The sequence below is a fragment of the Kitasatospora sp. NPDC101155 genome (assembly GCF_044768305.1).
Lineage (GTDB): Bacteria > Actinomycetota > Actinomycetes > Streptomycetales > Streptomycetaceae > Kitasatospora.
This window is the reverse complement of the sequence record NZ_JBIWPN010000051.1, coordinates 1-14,913: the sequence shown is the minus strand read 5'-3', so window position 1 is coordinate 14,913 and position 14,913 is coordinate 1. Positions and strand designations below refer to the sequence as shown.

Below are 14,913 nucleotides of genomic sequence, written 5' to 3'. Positions count from 1 at the left end.
CGTCGGCCCGTGCGCCGCGACCGGCTGGAGCGCGCCCGTAGCGTGGCCTTCACGCTGCGCGGCCTGAGCAGGCCCCGCCCGCCCGCCGGCGGGCGGACAGCGCGAGCAGGACGGTTGCGGCGCGGCGCCGTAGGCGGCGGGGAATGGTCATGCCGTGCACGCACCACCGACCGCCCCAGGGCGTACGGCAGCCGCAGGTGGACCCGCCGCCCCGGCGGCCGCTGCCGGCCCTGCCACCAGGAACGCGAGGAACGGCTGCAACGGGAGGCCGAGGAACAACTGGACGCCGCCCGCACGGCGAACGCCTCCCTGCGCCCGTGTCGGACGCACCGGGGTTCGATCGGTGGCGAGACGGGCTCGGAGCCGGAGCTGCGGGAGGAAACCGGCCCGGACCGGTTGGAGCGCCCGGGGTGCGAGGACAGGCGCCAGCGCGCCCGCAACCACCCCGATCGCAAGGCGTACGGCCGCACGAGCCGGCTTCTCAGGTGGGATGGGTCGGTGGTTCGCTGAAGATCCCTTGAATGGGCGATGCCGGGCTGCGGCGCTGCCTGTGATGCTGGTCGTGACGGCGTGGCCTTCGGCACGGCCCCGCCCCGATCCGGAAGCGAGGGCCTCATGAGCACGATGCGCGCGGTACGCGCTCACCGACGCGGAGGCCCCGAAGAGCTGGTCTACGAGAGCGCGCCGCGTCCCGAGCCGGGGCCCGGTGAGGTCGTCGTCGCGGTCCGGGCGGCCTCCATCACCACGGGCGAGCTTTCCTGGGACGCCACCTGGACCGACAGCTTCGACGGTTCCGGGCGGGACCGGACGCCCGTCATCCCCGCGCACGAGGTGTCCGGCGTCGTGGTCGAGCACGGGGCAGGTGTCACGGCCCCGGCGCTGGGTGCCGAGGTGTACGGACTGATTCCGTTCCTGCAGGACGGGGCCGCCGCCGAATACGTCGGCGTGCCGGCCGGGGTCCTCGCCGCCAAGCCGGCCCGACTGGACCACCGCAGCGCGGCGGCCGTCCCGCTGGCGGCGCTCACGGCATGGCAGGCCCTCGTCGACCACGCCCACCTGGAGCCCGGCCGGCACGTCCTCGTCCACGGCGGCGCCGGAGGCGTCGGCTCGTTCGCCGTCCAGATCGCGGCCGCACTGGGCGCCCGGGTCACCGCGACCGCCTCGGCCCGCGACGCCGCATTCGTCGCCGGCCTCGGCGCCCGGAACGTCATCGACTGCGCGGGCGGCCGGTTCGAGGACCAGGTGGCCGACGTGGACGTCGTGCTCGACACAGTGGGCGGCGACACCCAGACCCGGTCGTGGGCCGTGCTGCGCCCGGGCGGCGTCCTGGTCAGCATCGTCGCGCCGCCCGACCCCGGCACGGCCCGGGACCCTGCCGCACACGGCGTGTTCTTCATCGTCGAGCCGGACCGTGACGGGCTCGACTCCATCAGCGAGTTGATCACGAGCGAACGGCTGCTCCCGCAGGTCGACCGGGTCGTTCCCCTCGCGCAGACCCGCGCCGCGTACGAGGCGCTGGAGAAGGAACACCGGCGCGGCAAGGTCGTCATCCATGTCGCGGACGGATAGTCGACCGCCGGACCAGGCGCCGGTCCCGGCCGCCGCGCAGGGCTACGCCCACTCCACACCGCGCCGCCGCCACCGTACCCACGATGCCGACAGGCAGCCGGGTGTGTCGGCGGCTCGGGTTACGGTGCCGGGCATGACCGATTGGATCAAGTGCGGCGTCATCGCGTGGCTGGGCGAAGACCGTTACGGGGACGACGAATCCGTCCTGGTGTACTTCAGGGGAACCAGCCTGGCCTCCATGGCGGAAGGACTGGTCGCGTTGCACCGGCCGCCGCTCGCCCACGGCAACGACGTGGCACCCGGCGACTGGGGTGTGATCGTGCACAACCTGGTCAATGCGTCGCGTGACGACTACGACGACATCGACTACCGCGAGCTGTGTCCTCAGGGCGCCGAGCTGGTGGTGTTCGTCCCCAACCCGTGCATCGCCAAGGCCCACGGACCCAAGGCCTACCACTACAAGGACGGCCGGACCTCGTCCTGCATCGACTACGAGGGACCCGAACACGTAGGGGAGCACTGGCCCAACGAACTGGCCCCCGTCATCACGGCGGCCGGACTGGACCACGAGAGCAGGGACTTCGAGCAGCAGCTCACCAAGCTGATCTGCGACCACCTGGGGCTGCCCGCACTGGACCGCGGCACCCTGACGGTGGACCACGACCTGATGGCCTCCCACCTCTAGCCGGACTCCCGCTTGGGCCTGGTCCGCTTCCGGAGCGCTGCCACCCGGCCGAGTCAACGCCGCGGTTCCACGGGGCCGTCGACCGGGCACGCCCAGCTCGACCACGCCGCCACCGGCCCCCTCCGGACAGGTGGAACCAGATGCCTGGGCAACCGAGTCTTCTCCGGAGGGCTGGAGTTCGGGTTCGACGTCGATGAGGGGCTGGGATGCGCCACGGGTGGCCGACCGACCAGGAGCTGCGGCAGATCTTCCATGAGGAACTGGAGCGCGTGCTCGCCGGCGGGGGACCGCACTCCTGCACCGGGCTGGACGACGACACCGCCGAGGCGCTCTGGGCGATCGCCTCGGCGGAGCCCGCCGACCGCGAGGCTCTGGTGCCGGCCGCCTACCGGGCCTTCGCCGGTCAGCTGGACGGCAGCAACGCGGCTCGCTGGAACGAGGACCTCGAGCGCTGGTTCGAGGAGCGCGAGCAGCAGCGGCGGCAGGGCGAGGGATCGGGTTCGGGCAGCTTCATGTGATGCGGGTGGGTTGACCGCGAACCGACAGTGACTGAAAGCGTCGTGCCCGGCGGTCCGGCTCGGCCCGGATCAGGCCTCCTGGCCGGTGGCGGCGAGGACGATCTCGCGGATGGTGACGTTCTGCGGCTGGTTGTAGGCGTAGGCGATGGCCGCGGCGACGACCTGCGGCTCCAGGGCGCCGCCCGCGGACTCCTTCCACACCTCGTAGTCACTCTTGATCTTCTCGTCGCTGGTGTGGGAGAGCAGTTCGGTCTCCACGGCGCCGGGGGCGATGGTCACCACGCGGACGCCGGTCGCGGCGACCTCCTCGCGCAGGTTCTCCGACAGGGCGTGCACGGCGAACTTGGTGGCGACGTAGGCGGCGTGGTTGGGGAAGGTCTTGCGGCCCGCGATGGAGCTGACGTTGATGACCGTGCCGGTGCCGCGGGCGAGCATGCCGGGCAGCACCGCGCGGGTGCCGTACAGCACGCCCTTGACGTTGAGGTCGATCATCCGGTCCCACTCGTCGACCGGCTGGTCGCCGATGCGGCCCAGCAGCATCACGCCGGCGTTGTTGACGATGGCGTCCGTGGGGCCGAACCGCTCCTCCGCCTCGCGCACGGCATTCTCGACGGCGTCGCGGTCGGTGACGTCCACCTTGCGGCACAGCGTCTCCGGCAAGGCGAACTCCTCCAGCTTCTCCAGCCTGCGGGCGAGCAGCAGCAACGGGTGTCCCTGCGCGGACAGCAGACGCGCGGTGGCGGCGCCGATGCCGGAGCTGGCGCCGGTGATGACGATCAGGGGCTTGGTCATGGAGATGCCTCTCGAAGCGGTTGGGTCGTGCCGCATTCCAGGAGATCACCACCCCGGGCCCCGTGCGTGCCGGTACAGGAGCCCGGGTCCACCGGGGGTCCCGCAGACCCCCTCTCACGTGGCCCGCGGCCCCGTACACCGTCCTAGCCTGAAGGAATGAGCACGTCACCGGAGCGCGGACCCAACCTGGAACTGCGGGCTTCCTGCGCTCCCGCAGGGCACGGATCCGACCCGACGAGGCGGGCCTGGGCCCGCACGCCGGCCGCCGCCGGGTGCCCGGCCTGCGCCGCGAGGAGGTCGCCCGGCTGGCCGGAGTCAGCGTCGACTACTACGTCCGTCTGGAATGCGGCCGCACCCCGAACGCCTCCACCGCCGTCCTGGACGCCGTGGCCCGCGCCTTGCGCCTCGACCCCGCGGAGCGGGCCCACCTGTTCGACCTGGCCAAACCCAAGCCTGGCTCCACCGGCCGACGCCCCGAACCACCCCAACGGGTACGGCCCGGACTGCTGCGGGTCCTGGACACCCTGACCAACACCCCGGCGATGATCCTCGGTCACCTACGAGTCACTCACCCTCCCCGACGACCCCGACCAAGCCCTCTACCTCTCCACCGCAGAACCCGACAGCCCCTCCGACCACGCCCTGCGCCTGCTCGCCGGTCGGTCCGCCCCGTACGACCCGGCCGGTGATCGCGCGTAGTCGTCGGGCCCATCCGGTCCCCGGTCGCCTTCCCTGCCCCTTGTGCCGGCGGGAAGGAAGGCAATGATGCCGCCGTGGGTGAGCGGCGTGTCGTGGCCGGCCGTCATCCGGGCCCACCGCCGGATTCGACGGTGGGCCCAGAGGCCGACAGGTCAGCTCTTGCGTCGCGGCGCACCGTGCAGCGCCACCGCTGCGACCCCCAGAGCGGTCACGCCACCGCCTCCGAACATGACCGCCGGAAGCCAGCGCCCAAGGGTCAGTTCGGATGCCGCTTCGAGGTGAGTGGGTTCCGACGGATCGTAGATCACGTCGACGGTGGTGCCGACGTTGCCCGTGACGCTGCCGCCGCTCGTCCACTGAGGCGCCAGGTGGGTGCTCGGGTCGAACCTCAGCAGGTACCGGGCGTGGTTCGACCGATGGTCCTGGGCTTGCTCGGTGCGAATGATCGTGGCCCGGGCGCGTAGAGCTCGGCTTTCGACATCGTGGGCCTGCTTCTCCAGGTGAACCATGGTGCCGATCAGGCCGATGCCGAGGACGGCCAGCGGTATGCCGGCGGCCCAATGGCGGTCCCGTGGAAGACGCGCGTCCTTGATCCCCCGTCGCATGAGCGGATCCTTGCATGTCTGGGGCCCGCGCCGTGCTCGGAGCCGTGATGGTCCGCGGGTGATGGCCAGTTGATGGTCGTCACCGTGATGTCAGCGGAGGATGCGGCTTGACCGGGGACGAGCTGCTGACGTCCGCTGCCGGCTACTTCTGACCGGAGTGACGAAAGCCGGTGTCAACGTCGTGCAGACCGGCCGGCGGTCCGGGACCACTTCTCCGACCGGCAGCCGAGCACCGGGGTCCTCGTCCGGCGCATGGACGGGCGAGGACGGCGGGCCCTGCCAGGGCAGGGCCCGCCGTCACGGCCGGACCGGGGTCACTGGGCGCTTAGTAGGGCCAGCTGGCGAACGGGTAGCCGAGGCAGGACGGGCTGTAGGTCCAGCCGGGCTGGGCGAGCGGCAGGCCCGGGGTCGGGCAGTTCGGGGGGAAGTGGACCGGAGGAATGGACGGCTGGGGGTAGCCGGCGTTCAGGGCCGGGTACCAGAGCGGCGTGGTGCCCTGGTAGACCACCAGGTTGCCGTCGTCCTGGACCGCGAGGTAGGCGCCAGGGTGTCCGTTGGTGCCGCTCCACCAGACCGGCGCGTTGGAGGCGTCGTAGGCCACCAGGTTGCCGTCGCCCTGCATCACGAAGTGGTCGCCGCGGTTGATGGTCCAGTTCGCGGCCCAGGTCGCGACGCCATTGTGGTAGAGGACGACATGACCGTCTCCCTGCATGGCCACACCGGTCTGGCCGTCCGGAGAGACCCACGAACTACCCTTCGGCAGAACCGAGTTGCCCTGGATGATGGTGGCGCCGTTGTCAGTCGCAGCCATGGCGGCCACGGTCCGCGCGGCCGGGGCAGGCGCGGCCACCGCCTGTGCGGCGCCCGAGGCGAATGCACCGAGGCCGATCGTCGCCGCGACGGCGACCGCCGCGACGCGTGAGCGGAGAAACGTCATGTCGAACTCCCATCTGCCGTCCCAACCCGGGTCCTTCCCCGGCTGGTTGATGGTTGTGCGGCGACAACGGTGGCAGTCTCACCGCACTTCAACAAGGCCGCGAGTGGCTGGGGCGGCGGTTTCGGCCGGTCGGCTGCGCCGTGGTGCTGGTTCTGGTGGGGTGCTAGAAATCCCTCGTGGACGATCACCCTGAGCCCTCGACCCTGCGGGTCTTCGTGGCGCTGGCTCCGCCCGACGACGCCAAGGTCGAGCTGGCCCGGGCCTTGCGGCCCGCTTACGCCATGTACCCGCGGCTGCGGTGGAACCGGATCGAGGACTGGCACATCACCCTGGCCTTCCTCGGCGAACTGCCCTCCACAGCAGTGCCGTTGCTGCGGTCGGTGCTGGCCGGCCGGGCGGCATCGCACCCCGCCCTGCGCCTGGGCCTGCGTGGTGGAGGCCACTTCGACGAGCGACTGCTGTGGAGCGGGATCGACGGGGACCTGGAGGGACTGCACCTGCTCGCCGCCGACGTCCGGGAGCTGGTCAGGTCCTGCGGGATCGAGTTCAGCGACCGTCCGCTGCGGCCCCATCTGACTCTGGCACGGTCCCGTCGCGACGATTCCACCAGCGTGCCGCAGGCCGCGGCCGGGCTCATCGGGTTCGTGGGCCGACCGTGGCGGGCCGAGCGTCTCCACCTGGTCGGCAGTAACATCGGCCGTGGCCCTGGGCCAATCCGTTACCGCGACATCGAGTCGTGGCGATTCGGCGCCGCGGTCCGGGGCGGGGACGACAGCGCTCCCGCCGAGCCGTAGCCGACCGGCGAGCGCCTCCTCGCCGTCTCGCGTGGTGCCTGCCGGCCGGGTCCCCCCGCCCTCGCTGTCAGTGCGCGGAACCCGGACGTACCCTTCGCGTTCGACGAAGACCGCGAGCGCCGCCAGGCCGTCGCCGAACCGGTCGGCGCGGGACAGCGGGAACGGTGGGCGGAGCTTCTCGTCGCCGCACAGGGCGCGGGTGCTCACAGTGCCGGGGGAGTGGCGGGCCCCGGCTGGTCCAGCACCGAACGGAACAGCTCGGCCACTGCCGCCGCGACCGCCGCGCCGATCCGGTCCGGCTCCAGCTGCGCACCGCCGGCCTCGGCGCGGGCCGACGGGAAGCTGACCGAGCGGCAGACCGCGCTCCTGGACGCGCTCCACCGTGGAGCCTCCGATTTCCGAGATCCCGACAGCGTCAGGCACTCATGTGCTGACGGGGGCTTTCCCCACGCCGAGTCCGGGCGGTGGCCCCATCCCGGTGCCGGTGCCGGGGCGGAAGGCTTGGATCCCGACGGACAGCGGCCATTGCGGGCCGGATGCGGGGGATGGAGGACAGCGTGCGGATCGGGGTCCAAGGAGTGATCGGGGTCCAAGGAGTGGTCGGGGCAGGGCGATGGGGGCTGATCGGGGCGCTGGTCGCCACGCTGCTGGCGGTTTCGGTGCCCAGGGCGAGCGCCGACGACGGACCGACCCGAACCGAGGTCACGTTCGCCGGCGCCGACGGCACTGTCCTGCACGGCGAACTGATCGCGCGGCCCGGTGCCGTCCGGCGTCCCGCACTGGTGATGGTCGGCGGTGCCGGCCCGGTCACGGTGGCCGAACTGCGGCCCGCCGCCGAGGCGTACGCGCGGCAGGGGATCCCCACGCTGGTCTACGACAAGCGCACCGCCGGCTACTCCACCACCCACCGTGACTACGGGCAGTTGGCCGACGACGCCCTCGCCGCTGTGCGGCTGCTGCGCTCGCGGCCGGAGGCGGACCCGTCCCGGGTGGGCCTGTGGGGGCTCTCCGAGGGCGCCTGGGTGGTCTCACTGGCGGCCGGCCGCTCCGGCGACGTGGCCTTCGTGGTCACCGCCGGCGCCGTCGGCCTCACCCCGGCGCGCCAACAGGCCTGGGCCTATGGCGGATACCTGCGCCACGCGGGAGTTTCGGGCTCGCTCCTGCCGGCCATGCAGGTCAGTGCCATCCGGCAGCTGGCCGCCGCCGGCCTGTTCCCGGAGGCCGGCTACGACCCGGTGCCGGCTTGGCAACGCGTGAGCCAGCCGGTACTGGCCGAGTGGGGTGCGCTGGACCGCGAGGCGGCGCCGGCCGAGAGCGAGCGGATCATCCGGCAGGCCCTCGACCGGGGAGGCAATGCGCACTACACCATCCGCACCGTTCCCGGGGTCCGGCACAACCTGCAACGCACCTTCGCCGACGGCTACGACCGGCCCATCGCGCTGCCCGCCGACTACGCGGAGTACGAGGCGGCCTGGATCGGCCGACTGGCCGCCGCAGCGCCCCCGATCACCGTCGACCCGGCACCCCGTCAGGACACCGCGAGCCGCCCGCTCGCCCCGCTCTCCTGGTACGAGGCGCCTTGGCTGCAAGCCGTCTCGGCCGCCCTTTGCCTGGTCGGCTTCGCGGGGTACCTGCTGACCGGCGCGCTCCGCCGCCTGCGAGGCCGGCCCCGGCCCGCCGAGCTGCCGCGCACCGCGCGCTGGGCGGCGCTGGCCGGCACGGCGGCCACGATCGGGGCCACGGGCTACCTGTTCTTCCTGGCAGTCACCGCGGGCGGGCTGCCCGGACCGGTGCTCCTCGGACGGCCGGTGGTCTGGCTGGCAGTCCAGCTGTTCGCCGCTGTCGCCGTTCTGGCCACCTGCGCCACCGCGATCACCACCGCCCGCCGCTCCCTAGTGGCCGCGGCCCGGGTCCGGCTCGCCGTGTTGCTGCTCGCAGGCGCGGTCTTCGCCCCATGGGCCCTGTACTGGGGACTGCTGCAACCCTGACCCGAGGAGCCGGCACCGGGCGCCGGCACGTGTCCTGGCGGCAAGTGGGTTTCTGCCACTTGTTCTTGATCGGCGGGGGGAGGCAGCGGCTGTTGCCGCGCCGGGCCCGCGCGATGTCGGTCGGCTGTCAGTGGGGACAGCGACCTGTCGGCGGGATGTGAGTGGCCCCCGGAACCGTAGGAACCGGGCGTGGCCGACCGTGAAGGTGCGGGCCCGCTCTCCTTTGAGACCACTCCGAGCTTCCGGGAGCCCGCCATGCCCTCCGTACCCCAGGCCCAGCAATGGGACGTTCACCGACTGCCTCATGCTCGGGGTAAGAGCTTCCTGGTCACCGGCGGCAACGCGGGCATCGGGTATTTCGTCGCCGAGCAGCTGGCCAGCACCGGGGCCACGGTCGTTCTCGGCAGCCGCGACTGGGCGAAGGCCGAGGCCGCGATCGGCTCCATCGGCTCGCGCGTGCCCGGTGCCAGGGTGAAGCACGTGCCCCTGGACCTGGCCGATCCCGCCTCGCTCAAGGCGTCCGTGGACGCGCTCGGGCTGGACCGCCTCGACGCGGTCGTCCACAACGCAGGGGTGGCGCTCGACCACCCGCCGCGCCGTGAGACCAGGGACGGCCACGAGCTGATGTTCGCGACCAACCACCTGGGGCACTTCGCGCTGACCCACCACCTGGCCCCTCTGCTCATGGCGACCCCGGGGAGCCGGATCGTCACCACCGGCAGCTTCGCGGCCAAGTCCGAACGCCTGGACCTCGACGATCTCCAGAGCGTGCACGACTACCGGCCCAAGCGCGCCTATGCGCGCTCCAAGCTGGCCCAGATGCTCTTCGCTCTCGAACTCGACCGCTGCCTGCGTGCCGCCGGCAGCACGACACTGAGCGTGCTCGTCCATCCCGGTGGCGCGCTCGACTCCCTCACCCCTTCGCGTCCGCCGTTCCACGTCCGGACCACCGGCGAGCGGTTGAGCCGCCTGCCGCTCGGCCTGGTCGTCCAGGGCAAGGACGCCGCCGCATGGCCCGCGGTCCGGGCCGTGCTCGACCCGGGTGTGCGCGGCGGCCAGCTGCTGAGTCCCCGAGCGTTCGGACTGCGCGGTACGCCCAGGATCGAACCCCTCTGGAGCCATCTGGCCGACACCACGAGCGCGGCACGTCTCTGGGCGGCCAGCTGCGATCTGACCGGCATCGACCCGATGTTCGCCGCACCGGCAAGGTTCGGCGGGACCGAAGGCCCGGCGACCGGGCGTGGCGAAGCAGAAGTCTCGACCGGATGAGATCGAAACCTGCGGTCGAGATCGTAACGGTCGAGATCTCATGACACGGGACACCGGTTGTCCGGTGCCACCGAGCCCTGGCGGACGCAGGTCTGTGTCATCGAAGGCTGGTCTGCTAGCCTTCCGGAGGCCGTGCGAGAGAACGAGGAGGTGGTACCCGTGAACGCAGTATCGACATGGGTGCTCTCCTCCGGGGTCACGGTCGGGCGATAGGTCGTCGTCCGGGAGCGCCGTTCCAGTGCACTCCCGAAAGGCACGACCATGCAATTCACTTCTGAACAGCGTCTCGACGACGGCGTCCTCGAGCGCGAGTTCACCCTCGGTGAGATCCCCGGCGTCCTGTGGACGCCTGAATCCGCGTCCGCGTCCGCACCGGTGCCGCTGATCCTGCTCGGCCTCCCCCCGCTCGGACTGCGCAGGATGTACCCCCGGCTGGTCGCCCGGGCCCGAGGCTGTACGGCGGACGGCTTCGCCGCGGCCACCATCGAGCTCCCCGGGAGCGGTGACCGGCCCCGCTGGGCCGCCGCCGAGCAGGCCCGCGCCGACCTGCGCCGGGTCATGGAGGCCGGCGAGCCGGTCGGTGACGAGATCATCGACGCCCTCGTCCTCCCGCTCGTCGAAAAGTCGGTCCCGGAATGGCAGGTGTCCCTGGACGCCGTCCTGTCGCTGCCCGACATCGGCGGCCCGGTCGGGTACTCGGGGGGAGTGATCTCCATCGGCATCCGGTTGGCGGTGGTCGAGCCCCGCATCGTGGCCGCCGGCTTCTTCGCCGGGAGCCTCGTGCCTCGCGCCATGTTCGAGGAGGCCCGCCGGGTCACCATTCCGCTGCACGTCCTGCTGCAGTGGGACGACGAAGGCAACGACCGGCAGGCGTCCCTGGACCTGTTCGACGCCTTCGGCTCCAAGGAGAAGACGCTGCACGCCAATATGGGCGGGCACACGGGCGTCCCGCAGTTCGCAGGGGAGGACGCGGCCGGGTTCTTCGCCCGGCATCTGCGCTAGTCACGGGCCGTCCCCGCCGCCGGACCGGTGCACAGCAGCGGGCTCACGCTCGGTCCGTAGCCGACCTAGGACGCGCCCGTCGCCGGTCAGCTCCGGTGCGTCGACCACCCGTGCGCCAGGCGGGCGTTGCCCCGGGCCGTGTACGCCCCGGTCACGCCTCCCGACCTCCCGGTGGGGAGGGCGAACTGCCGCAGGATCACGGCGTGTTCCCCTCGTGGTCGATGTCCTTGGCGGCACCGGGTGCGTCAACCACGGCCCGTGCCAACCCGTCGAGGATCAGGTCGAGCCCGAACTCGAACTCGTGGCCGTAGTCGTAGCCGGGCCGGAGCACGTGCCGGGTGGCCATTTCGGCCAGGTACGGGTACTGGCCGGCCGGGAACCGCGCCAGCATCGCCTCGGCAACCTGGGCGGTCTCCTCCGGGGAGTCGAACGGCAGGCCGCGCTCCTGCAGCGCGAACCCGTACACGTAGCTGTCGATGGCCGAGTACGCGTGCGCGGCCAGCTCGATCGAGAAGCCGGCGGTGCGCAGGCAGGCGAGGACGGCGTCGTGGTGGCGCAGCGTGGCGGGGCCCGGAGTGGCCCGCGTCTCCATCAGGCCGATGGCCCAGCGGTGTCGGGACAGGGCTTGGCGGACGGAGAGTGCCCGCTGCCGCATCGCGGGCTGCCAGGCCGCTCCGGCGGTCGGCAGGTCGATCTCGCCGAACACCGTGTCGATCATGCCGTCGAGCAGGTCGCCCTTCTTCGCGACGTGCGTGTACAGGGACATCGCCTCCACCCCGACCGCCTCGCCGAGCCTGCGCATTGTGACGGCCGCCAGCCCGCTCTCGTCGGCGAGTGCGACGGCTGCCTGGAGCACCTTGGCGCGGGTGAGCGGGGTGCGGGGCGTCCGGGGCGGCTCCCGCCGTGCAGTCATGTCGGTCTCCGTTCGCTCCGCTCGATGGCTTGACACCTTACTGCGTAAGGCCCAACCTTACGTCGTAAGGGCGAGGGCATCATGTCCTCGGACGAGTCATCTTCGGAGCGTCGTGATGCAAGCCGAACAGCTGTCAGGGCCGACCGCGGCGACGGTGGCCGCCGGGCAGACCATGGAGTCGGTCGTCCAGGACCGGTACGGGGCCGCTCCCGAGGACGTGCTCCGTTGCGCGGTCATCGCAGTACCGGGCATCGGCCGCGACGAGGTCCTGGTCCGGGTGCACGCGGCCAGCGTGGACCGTGGCACCTGGCACGTGATGGCGGGTCTGCTATGGGGTGGCGGTGGGTGTGCGGGTTGGGGTGATGGTTGGCCTGGGGTTTCGCGGGTTGGTTGAGAAAGTTGCGGGTTGGGGTGGGTCGGCTCTGGCGGGTGTTCGGTGTTGCTCGTGGAGAAGCCGGTGGGTGTTGGGCTGGTGGTTTCGCGGGTGTGGTGAGGGGGTTGCTGTTTCTTCGAGAGGTTTCCCGGATGTGGCGGTTTCGGTGAGAGCCCGTTAGGTGGTCGGGTTCAGTCTGGTGCCGGAGCGTGCTTCCGTCCGGTGGGCGGTGCGGCGTGGTGATGCCGTGCTGGGTCGTGCCTGGGTGTGGTGGAGGAACGCGGTGACGGTGGGGTGGGTGTGGCGGCGGGGGCTGTTGTGGTTGTCGGGGGTGAGGAGCAGGCGGTGGTGGTGGAGGGCGCGGGCGAGGGTGACGGTTTCGGGGTAGGTGACGGCGGGCCGGGCGAGGAGTGCCCATGAGCCGTGGGTGGGTGCCAGTTCGGGGTTGGTCCTTTCCAGGGCGGTGGCGCGTCGCCGCCACCTTGGGGCTGCGTGTTGCTGGTGGTCGTACCAGCGGGTGGTGATGGTCTGGGCCCAGCTCCAGGCGAGGTCCGCGCCTTGGCGGCGTAGCAGGCGTTGGTGGGCGCGTTGTGCGGGCTGGAGTTCGGGCAGCTCGGCGACGTTGAGGATGTGGTTGTGCTCGCCTGTGGTGGGCCAGGTGTGGTGGCGGGTGCACAGGCGCTGGTGGTCGGGGGTGTAGGCCCAGGCTGTGCGGGTGGCGCCGCGGGTGTGGTGTAGGACGCAGGCGGGGCAGGCGGTGATGGGTGGCTGCCGGTGGCGTGCGGTGCGCTGCCAGCTGATGTGGGGCAGTTCGTGGCCGCTGCCGGGCCGGGCCGGGCGGGTGCTGGCCACGGGTTCCCAGTGGGGCAGGGCCCGGGCGAGATGGGCGTGCGGGACGCGGGCGAGGGCCGCGATGCGTACCTGGGCGCTGCGGTTGGGGTGGAGTTCGACGCCGGGCACGGTGGCGAGGCCTTTCCCTTGCGCGTCGACGGCGATCGCGAGGGCGTCGAGGAGCTGGGGCAGGCTCTGCCGGTAGGCGTGTGCCAGGCGGGTGAGGTAGGAGGCGGTGCTTTCGCCGGGCAGGGGCCGGATGCGCAGGCAGCCGGGGGTGACGGGCGGCCCATAGAAGGCGATCGGCGGGTGCGGTGTCACTGCCGGGCGGTGGCTTTGCGTGCGGGGCTGTGCGGGCTGGGGCGGTACTGCTCTTCGGCTAGGTAGTCGAGGTCGATGTCCTCCAGGACGGCGCGGGTGATGCGCTGCGTGCCGTCCAGGATGGTGGTGATGGCCGCTTGGCGGACGAGGCGCGAGAGGCTGCCGATCCTGCCGCCGGTACGGGCGTGGAGGTAGCCGGCCAGGCGGGGCAGCGTGCCGGGGCGGTGCTGGTCGAGGTCGAGGGCGTTGTCCATGGCGGCGGCCAGCTCGCGGAACGGTTCGCGGGTGCCGTGGCGAAGCGGCAGTGCACCGGTGTCGATCAGGCTGGCGCGGGCGGCGAGCTGTTGTCCGCGCACGCCGGTGAACAGCGGGGTGTCGGTGACGTCGATACCGGCGTAGAGGAACGTCGCCCGGATGCGTTCGGTGAGGTCTTTCAACAGGTCGGCGGCATCCGCGCCGGTGCTGGTGCGGGGGTTGAGTCGGTGGATCTCGTCGATTTTACCGACCGCAGGAGCCCGGATACCGGCTCTGAACTGCGATGGTTCATAGACTACATGTCCGTGACGGTGATTCACCCTCATCGCCCAGATGATGGCGCGGGGCCGGCATCCGGCGGCCCCGCGCGACCGGCTATCGGGAGAAGTAGACCTTGACGCTGACGGCCGGACCGCCTGAGTACTTCTCCACGGACGCCTTGGCGTCTCCCGATACAGTCACAGAAATTGTGCCTCCGGCCGGAACTGTGGTTAGCCCGCCGATCGGGACCACCTCAATCGCCTGCTGGGACAAACCGGGCTTCGGCTGGTCATAGACCAGATAGACGACGCGGACCGAAACCGCCGTGTTGTTCGGGTTCTTCAGAATGACCTGGTCGAAGGCATCGAACTTGCTCATAGGCTGACCGGCCGCGTCTGCTGGCTGGGCCTTGACATCGGATGCATCGGCCGGAAAATCCGTCGGGACAAGCTCTTTGACGGTCACTTTCACATCGGCGACCTGGCTGGCGCTGGCTCCACTGAAGGCCAGGACGTCGTAGCCGCCGCCGGGTTGGACGACGAGGCTGCCTCGGTCGCTCCCGTAGGCGGTGGTGACCCGCACGTCAGGCAGATCCTTCCCCGTGCTGTCCACCGCTGTGATCGCCAGGGTTGGCACCACGCTCGTCCGTCCGTCGTTGCTGATGGAGAGCGTCTGGTCGATGTACTCCTGCGTGCCGAGCGCGTGGTAGCTGAAGGACAGCGGTGTGACCGCCGAGCTCGCGGCAGGGCTTGTCGCCGGTGGTGCCGACGCCGACGCCTTGCTCGTGGCATTTGCGGGCGGGGACGCCGCTCCGGCCGGACCCGTAGAGGCACCACTTGGACCGCAGCCGGCCAGTGCGACGACGCTGAGGACAATGCCTGCAACTGTCGCGCCCCGCCAGTGTCGAACGATAGATCGATCAATGCTTGGCATCGCCGGAGAGTAGCGCAAGAGGGGGACACGAGGGGTCGGCGGGCCTCGCGCTTTGCTCCCTGTCGGCTATCACGGACTCCGTTGGGAAATTCGCAAACCGCTGATGAACAGTTGTCCGGGCTGCCATGATCGGCCTGTTCGTCGATCGAGGGTGGGACTGGGTGTCGT

Annotated in this window: 15 protein-coding genes; 8 read left to right on the top strand and 7 right to left on the bottom strand. The window is 71.4% G+C overall.

What is annotated here, in order from left to right; all coding sequences use genetic code 11:
• The first annotated feature begins 615 nt into the window (after positions 1–615).
• The 3 genes from ACIRYZ_RS39145 (at position 616) to ACIRYZ_RS39135 (ending at position 2,772) form a co-directional block, all read left to right on the top strand.
• Positions 616–1,569, top strand: a complete 954-nt coding sequence (locus ACIRYZ_RS39145) for an NADP-dependent oxidoreductase (protein WP_402953409.1) — start codon at positions 616–618, stop codon at positions 1,567–1,569.
• Between the two features lie 133 nt (positions 1,570–1,702).
• Positions 1,703–2,254, top strand: coding sequence for a hypothetical protein (locus tag ACIRYZ_RS39140; RefSeq protein WP_402953408.1), 552 nt, complete (start codon positions 1,703–1,705; stop codon positions 2,252–2,254).
• 206 nt (positions 2,255–2,460) lie between these two features.
• Complete coding sequence (locus ACIRYZ_RS39135; protein WP_402953407.1) at positions 2,461–2,772, top strand: hypothetical protein; 312 nt, start codon at positions 2,461–2,463, stop codon at positions 2,770–2,772.
• A 69-nt stretch (positions 2,773–2,841) separates the two neighbouring features.
• On the opposite strand, the gene ACIRYZ_RS39130 is transcribed toward ACIRYZ_RS39135, so the two are convergent.
• Positions 2,842–3,564 (bottom strand): SDR family oxidoreductase, encoded by a 723-nt coding sequence (locus ACIRYZ_RS39130; RefSeq protein WP_402953406.1) that lies wholly within the window; start codon positions 3,562–3,564, stop codon positions 2,842–2,844.
• A 203-nt stretch (positions 3,565–3,767) separates the two neighbouring features.
• Here ACIRYZ_RS39130 and ACIRYZ_RS39125 point away from each other — a divergent pair, with 203 nt between their 5' ends.
• Positions 3,768–4,253: a helix-turn-helix domain-containing protein gene (locus ACIRYZ_RS39125; RefSeq protein WP_402953450.1), complete on the top strand. Its 486-nt coding sequence runs from the start codon at positions 3,768–3,770 to the stop codon at positions 4,251–4,253.
• Positions 4,254–4,415: 162 nt separating this feature from the next.
• Here the strand turns inward: ACIRYZ_RS39125 and ACIRYZ_RS39120 are convergent, their stop codons facing one another.
• Positions 4,416–4,868, bottom strand: a complete 453-nt coding sequence (locus ACIRYZ_RS39120; RefSeq protein WP_402953405.1) for a DUF3592 domain-containing protein — start codon at positions 4,866–4,868, stop codon at positions 4,416–4,418.
• A 325-nt stretch (positions 4,869–5,193) separates the two neighbouring features.
• Positions 5,194–5,805 (bottom strand): hypothetical protein, encoded by a 612-nt coding sequence (locus ACIRYZ_RS39115; protein WP_402953404.1) that lies wholly within the window; start codon positions 5,803–5,805, stop codon positions 5,194–5,196.
• A 176-nt stretch (positions 5,806–5,981) separates the two neighbouring features.
• On the opposite strand from ACIRYZ_RS39115, the gene thpR reads away from it, so the two are divergent.
• The 4 genes from thpR to ACIRYZ_RS39095 all read left to right on the top strand — a co-directional run bounded on the left by thpR (position 5,982) and on the right by ACIRYZ_RS39095 (position 10,858).
• A complete protein-coding gene (gene thpR, locus ACIRYZ_RS39110; RefSeq protein WP_402953403.1) occupies positions 5,982–6,599 on the top strand; it encodes an RNA 2',3'-cyclic phosphodiesterase in 618 nt (205 codons plus the stop codon).
• Positions 6,600–7,156: 557 nt separating this feature from the next.
• Positions 7,157–8,587, top strand: a complete 1,431-nt coding sequence (locus ACIRYZ_RS39105; protein ID WP_402953402.1) for an alpha/beta hydrolase family protein — start codon at positions 7,157–7,159, stop codon at positions 8,585–8,587.
• Between the two features lie 255 nt (positions 8,588–8,842).
• Entirely contained in the window at positions 8,843–9,856 is a 1,014-nt protein-coding gene (locus tag ACIRYZ_RS39100; RefSeq protein WP_402953401.1) for an SDR family NAD(P)-dependent oxidoreductase, read from the top strand.
• 261 nt (positions 9,857–10,117) lie between these two features.
• Positions 10,118–10,858, top strand: a complete 741-nt coding sequence (locus tag ACIRYZ_RS39095) for an alpha/beta hydrolase (RefSeq protein ID WP_402953400.1) — start codon at positions 10,118–10,120, stop codon at positions 10,856–10,858.
• A 196-nt stretch (positions 10,859–11,054) separates the two neighbouring features.
• Here the strand turns inward: ACIRYZ_RS39095 and ACIRYZ_RS39090 are convergent, their stop codons facing one another.
• From ACIRYZ_RS39090 to ACIRYZ_RS39075, 4 genes are all read right to left on the bottom strand, one after another.
• On the bottom strand, positions 11,055–11,771 hold the full coding sequence (locus ACIRYZ_RS39090; RefSeq protein ID WP_402953399.1) for a TetR/AcrR family transcriptional regulator C-terminal domain-containing protein: 717 nt from the start codon (positions 11,769–11,771) through the stop codon (positions 11,055–11,057).
• 550 nt (positions 11,772–12,321) lie between these two features.
• Entirely contained in the window at positions 12,322–13,296 is a 975-nt protein-coding gene (locus tag ACIRYZ_RS39085) for a TniQ family protein (protein ID WP_402953398.1), read from the bottom strand.
• A complete protein-coding gene (locus ACIRYZ_RS39080; protein WP_402953397.1) occupies positions 13,293–13,733 on the bottom strand; it encodes an ATP/GTP-binding protein in 441 nt (146 codons plus the stop codon). The genes ACIRYZ_RS39085 and ACIRYZ_RS39080 overlap by 4 nt, the downstream gene beginning before the upstream one ends.
• A 193-nt stretch (positions 13,734–13,926) precedes the next feature.
• On the bottom strand, positions 13,927–14,745 hold the full coding sequence (locus ACIRYZ_RS39075; protein WP_402953396.1) for a hypothetical protein: 819 nt from the start codon (positions 14,743–14,745) through the stop codon (positions 13,927–13,929).
• Between the last annotated feature and the right edge of the window lie 168 nt (positions 14,746–14,913).

Bases quoted from the DNA above. Each gene is read 5' to 3' on its own strand.
- ACIRYZ_RS39090 (WP_402953399.1), bottom strand. From the start codon at position 11,771: ATGACTGCACGGCGGGAGCCGCCCCGGACGCCCCGCACCCCGCTCACC.
- ACIRYZ_RS39120 (WP_402953405.1), bottom strand. From the start codon at position 4,868: ATGCGACGGGGGATCAAGGACGCGCGTCTTCCACGGGACCGCCATTGG.
- ACIRYZ_RS39145 (WP_402953409.1), top strand. From the start codon at position 616: ATGAGCACGATGCGCGCGGTACGCGCTCACCGACGCGGAGGCCCCGAA.
- ACIRYZ_RS39115 (WP_402953404.1), bottom strand. From the start codon at position 5,805: ATGACGTTTCTCCGCTCACGCGTCGCGGCGGTCGCCGTCGCGGCGACG.
- ACIRYZ_RS39095 (WP_402953400.1), top strand. From the start codon at position 10,118: ATGCAATTCACTTCTGAACAGCGTCTCGACGACGGCGTCCTCGAGCGC.
- ACIRYZ_RS39140 (WP_402953408.1), top strand. From the start codon at position 1,703: ATGACCGATTGGATCAAGTGCGGCGTCATCGCGTGGCTGGGCGAAGAC.
- ACIRYZ_RS39100 (WP_402953401.1), top strand. From the start codon at position 8,843: ATGCCCTCCGTACCCCAGGCCCAGCAATGGGACGTTCACCGACTGCCT.
- ACIRYZ_RS39075 (WP_402953396.1), bottom strand. From the start codon at position 14,745: ATGCCAAGCATTGATCGATCTATCGTTCGACACTGGCGGGGCGCGACA.
- ACIRYZ_RS39130 (WP_402953406.1), bottom strand. From the start codon at position 3,564: ATGACCAAGCCCCTGATCGTCATCACCGGCGCCAGCTCCGGCATCGGC.
- ACIRYZ_RS39135 (WP_402953407.1), top strand. From the start codon at position 2,461: ATGCGCCACGGGTGGCCGACCGACCAGGAGCTGCGGCAGATCTTCCAT.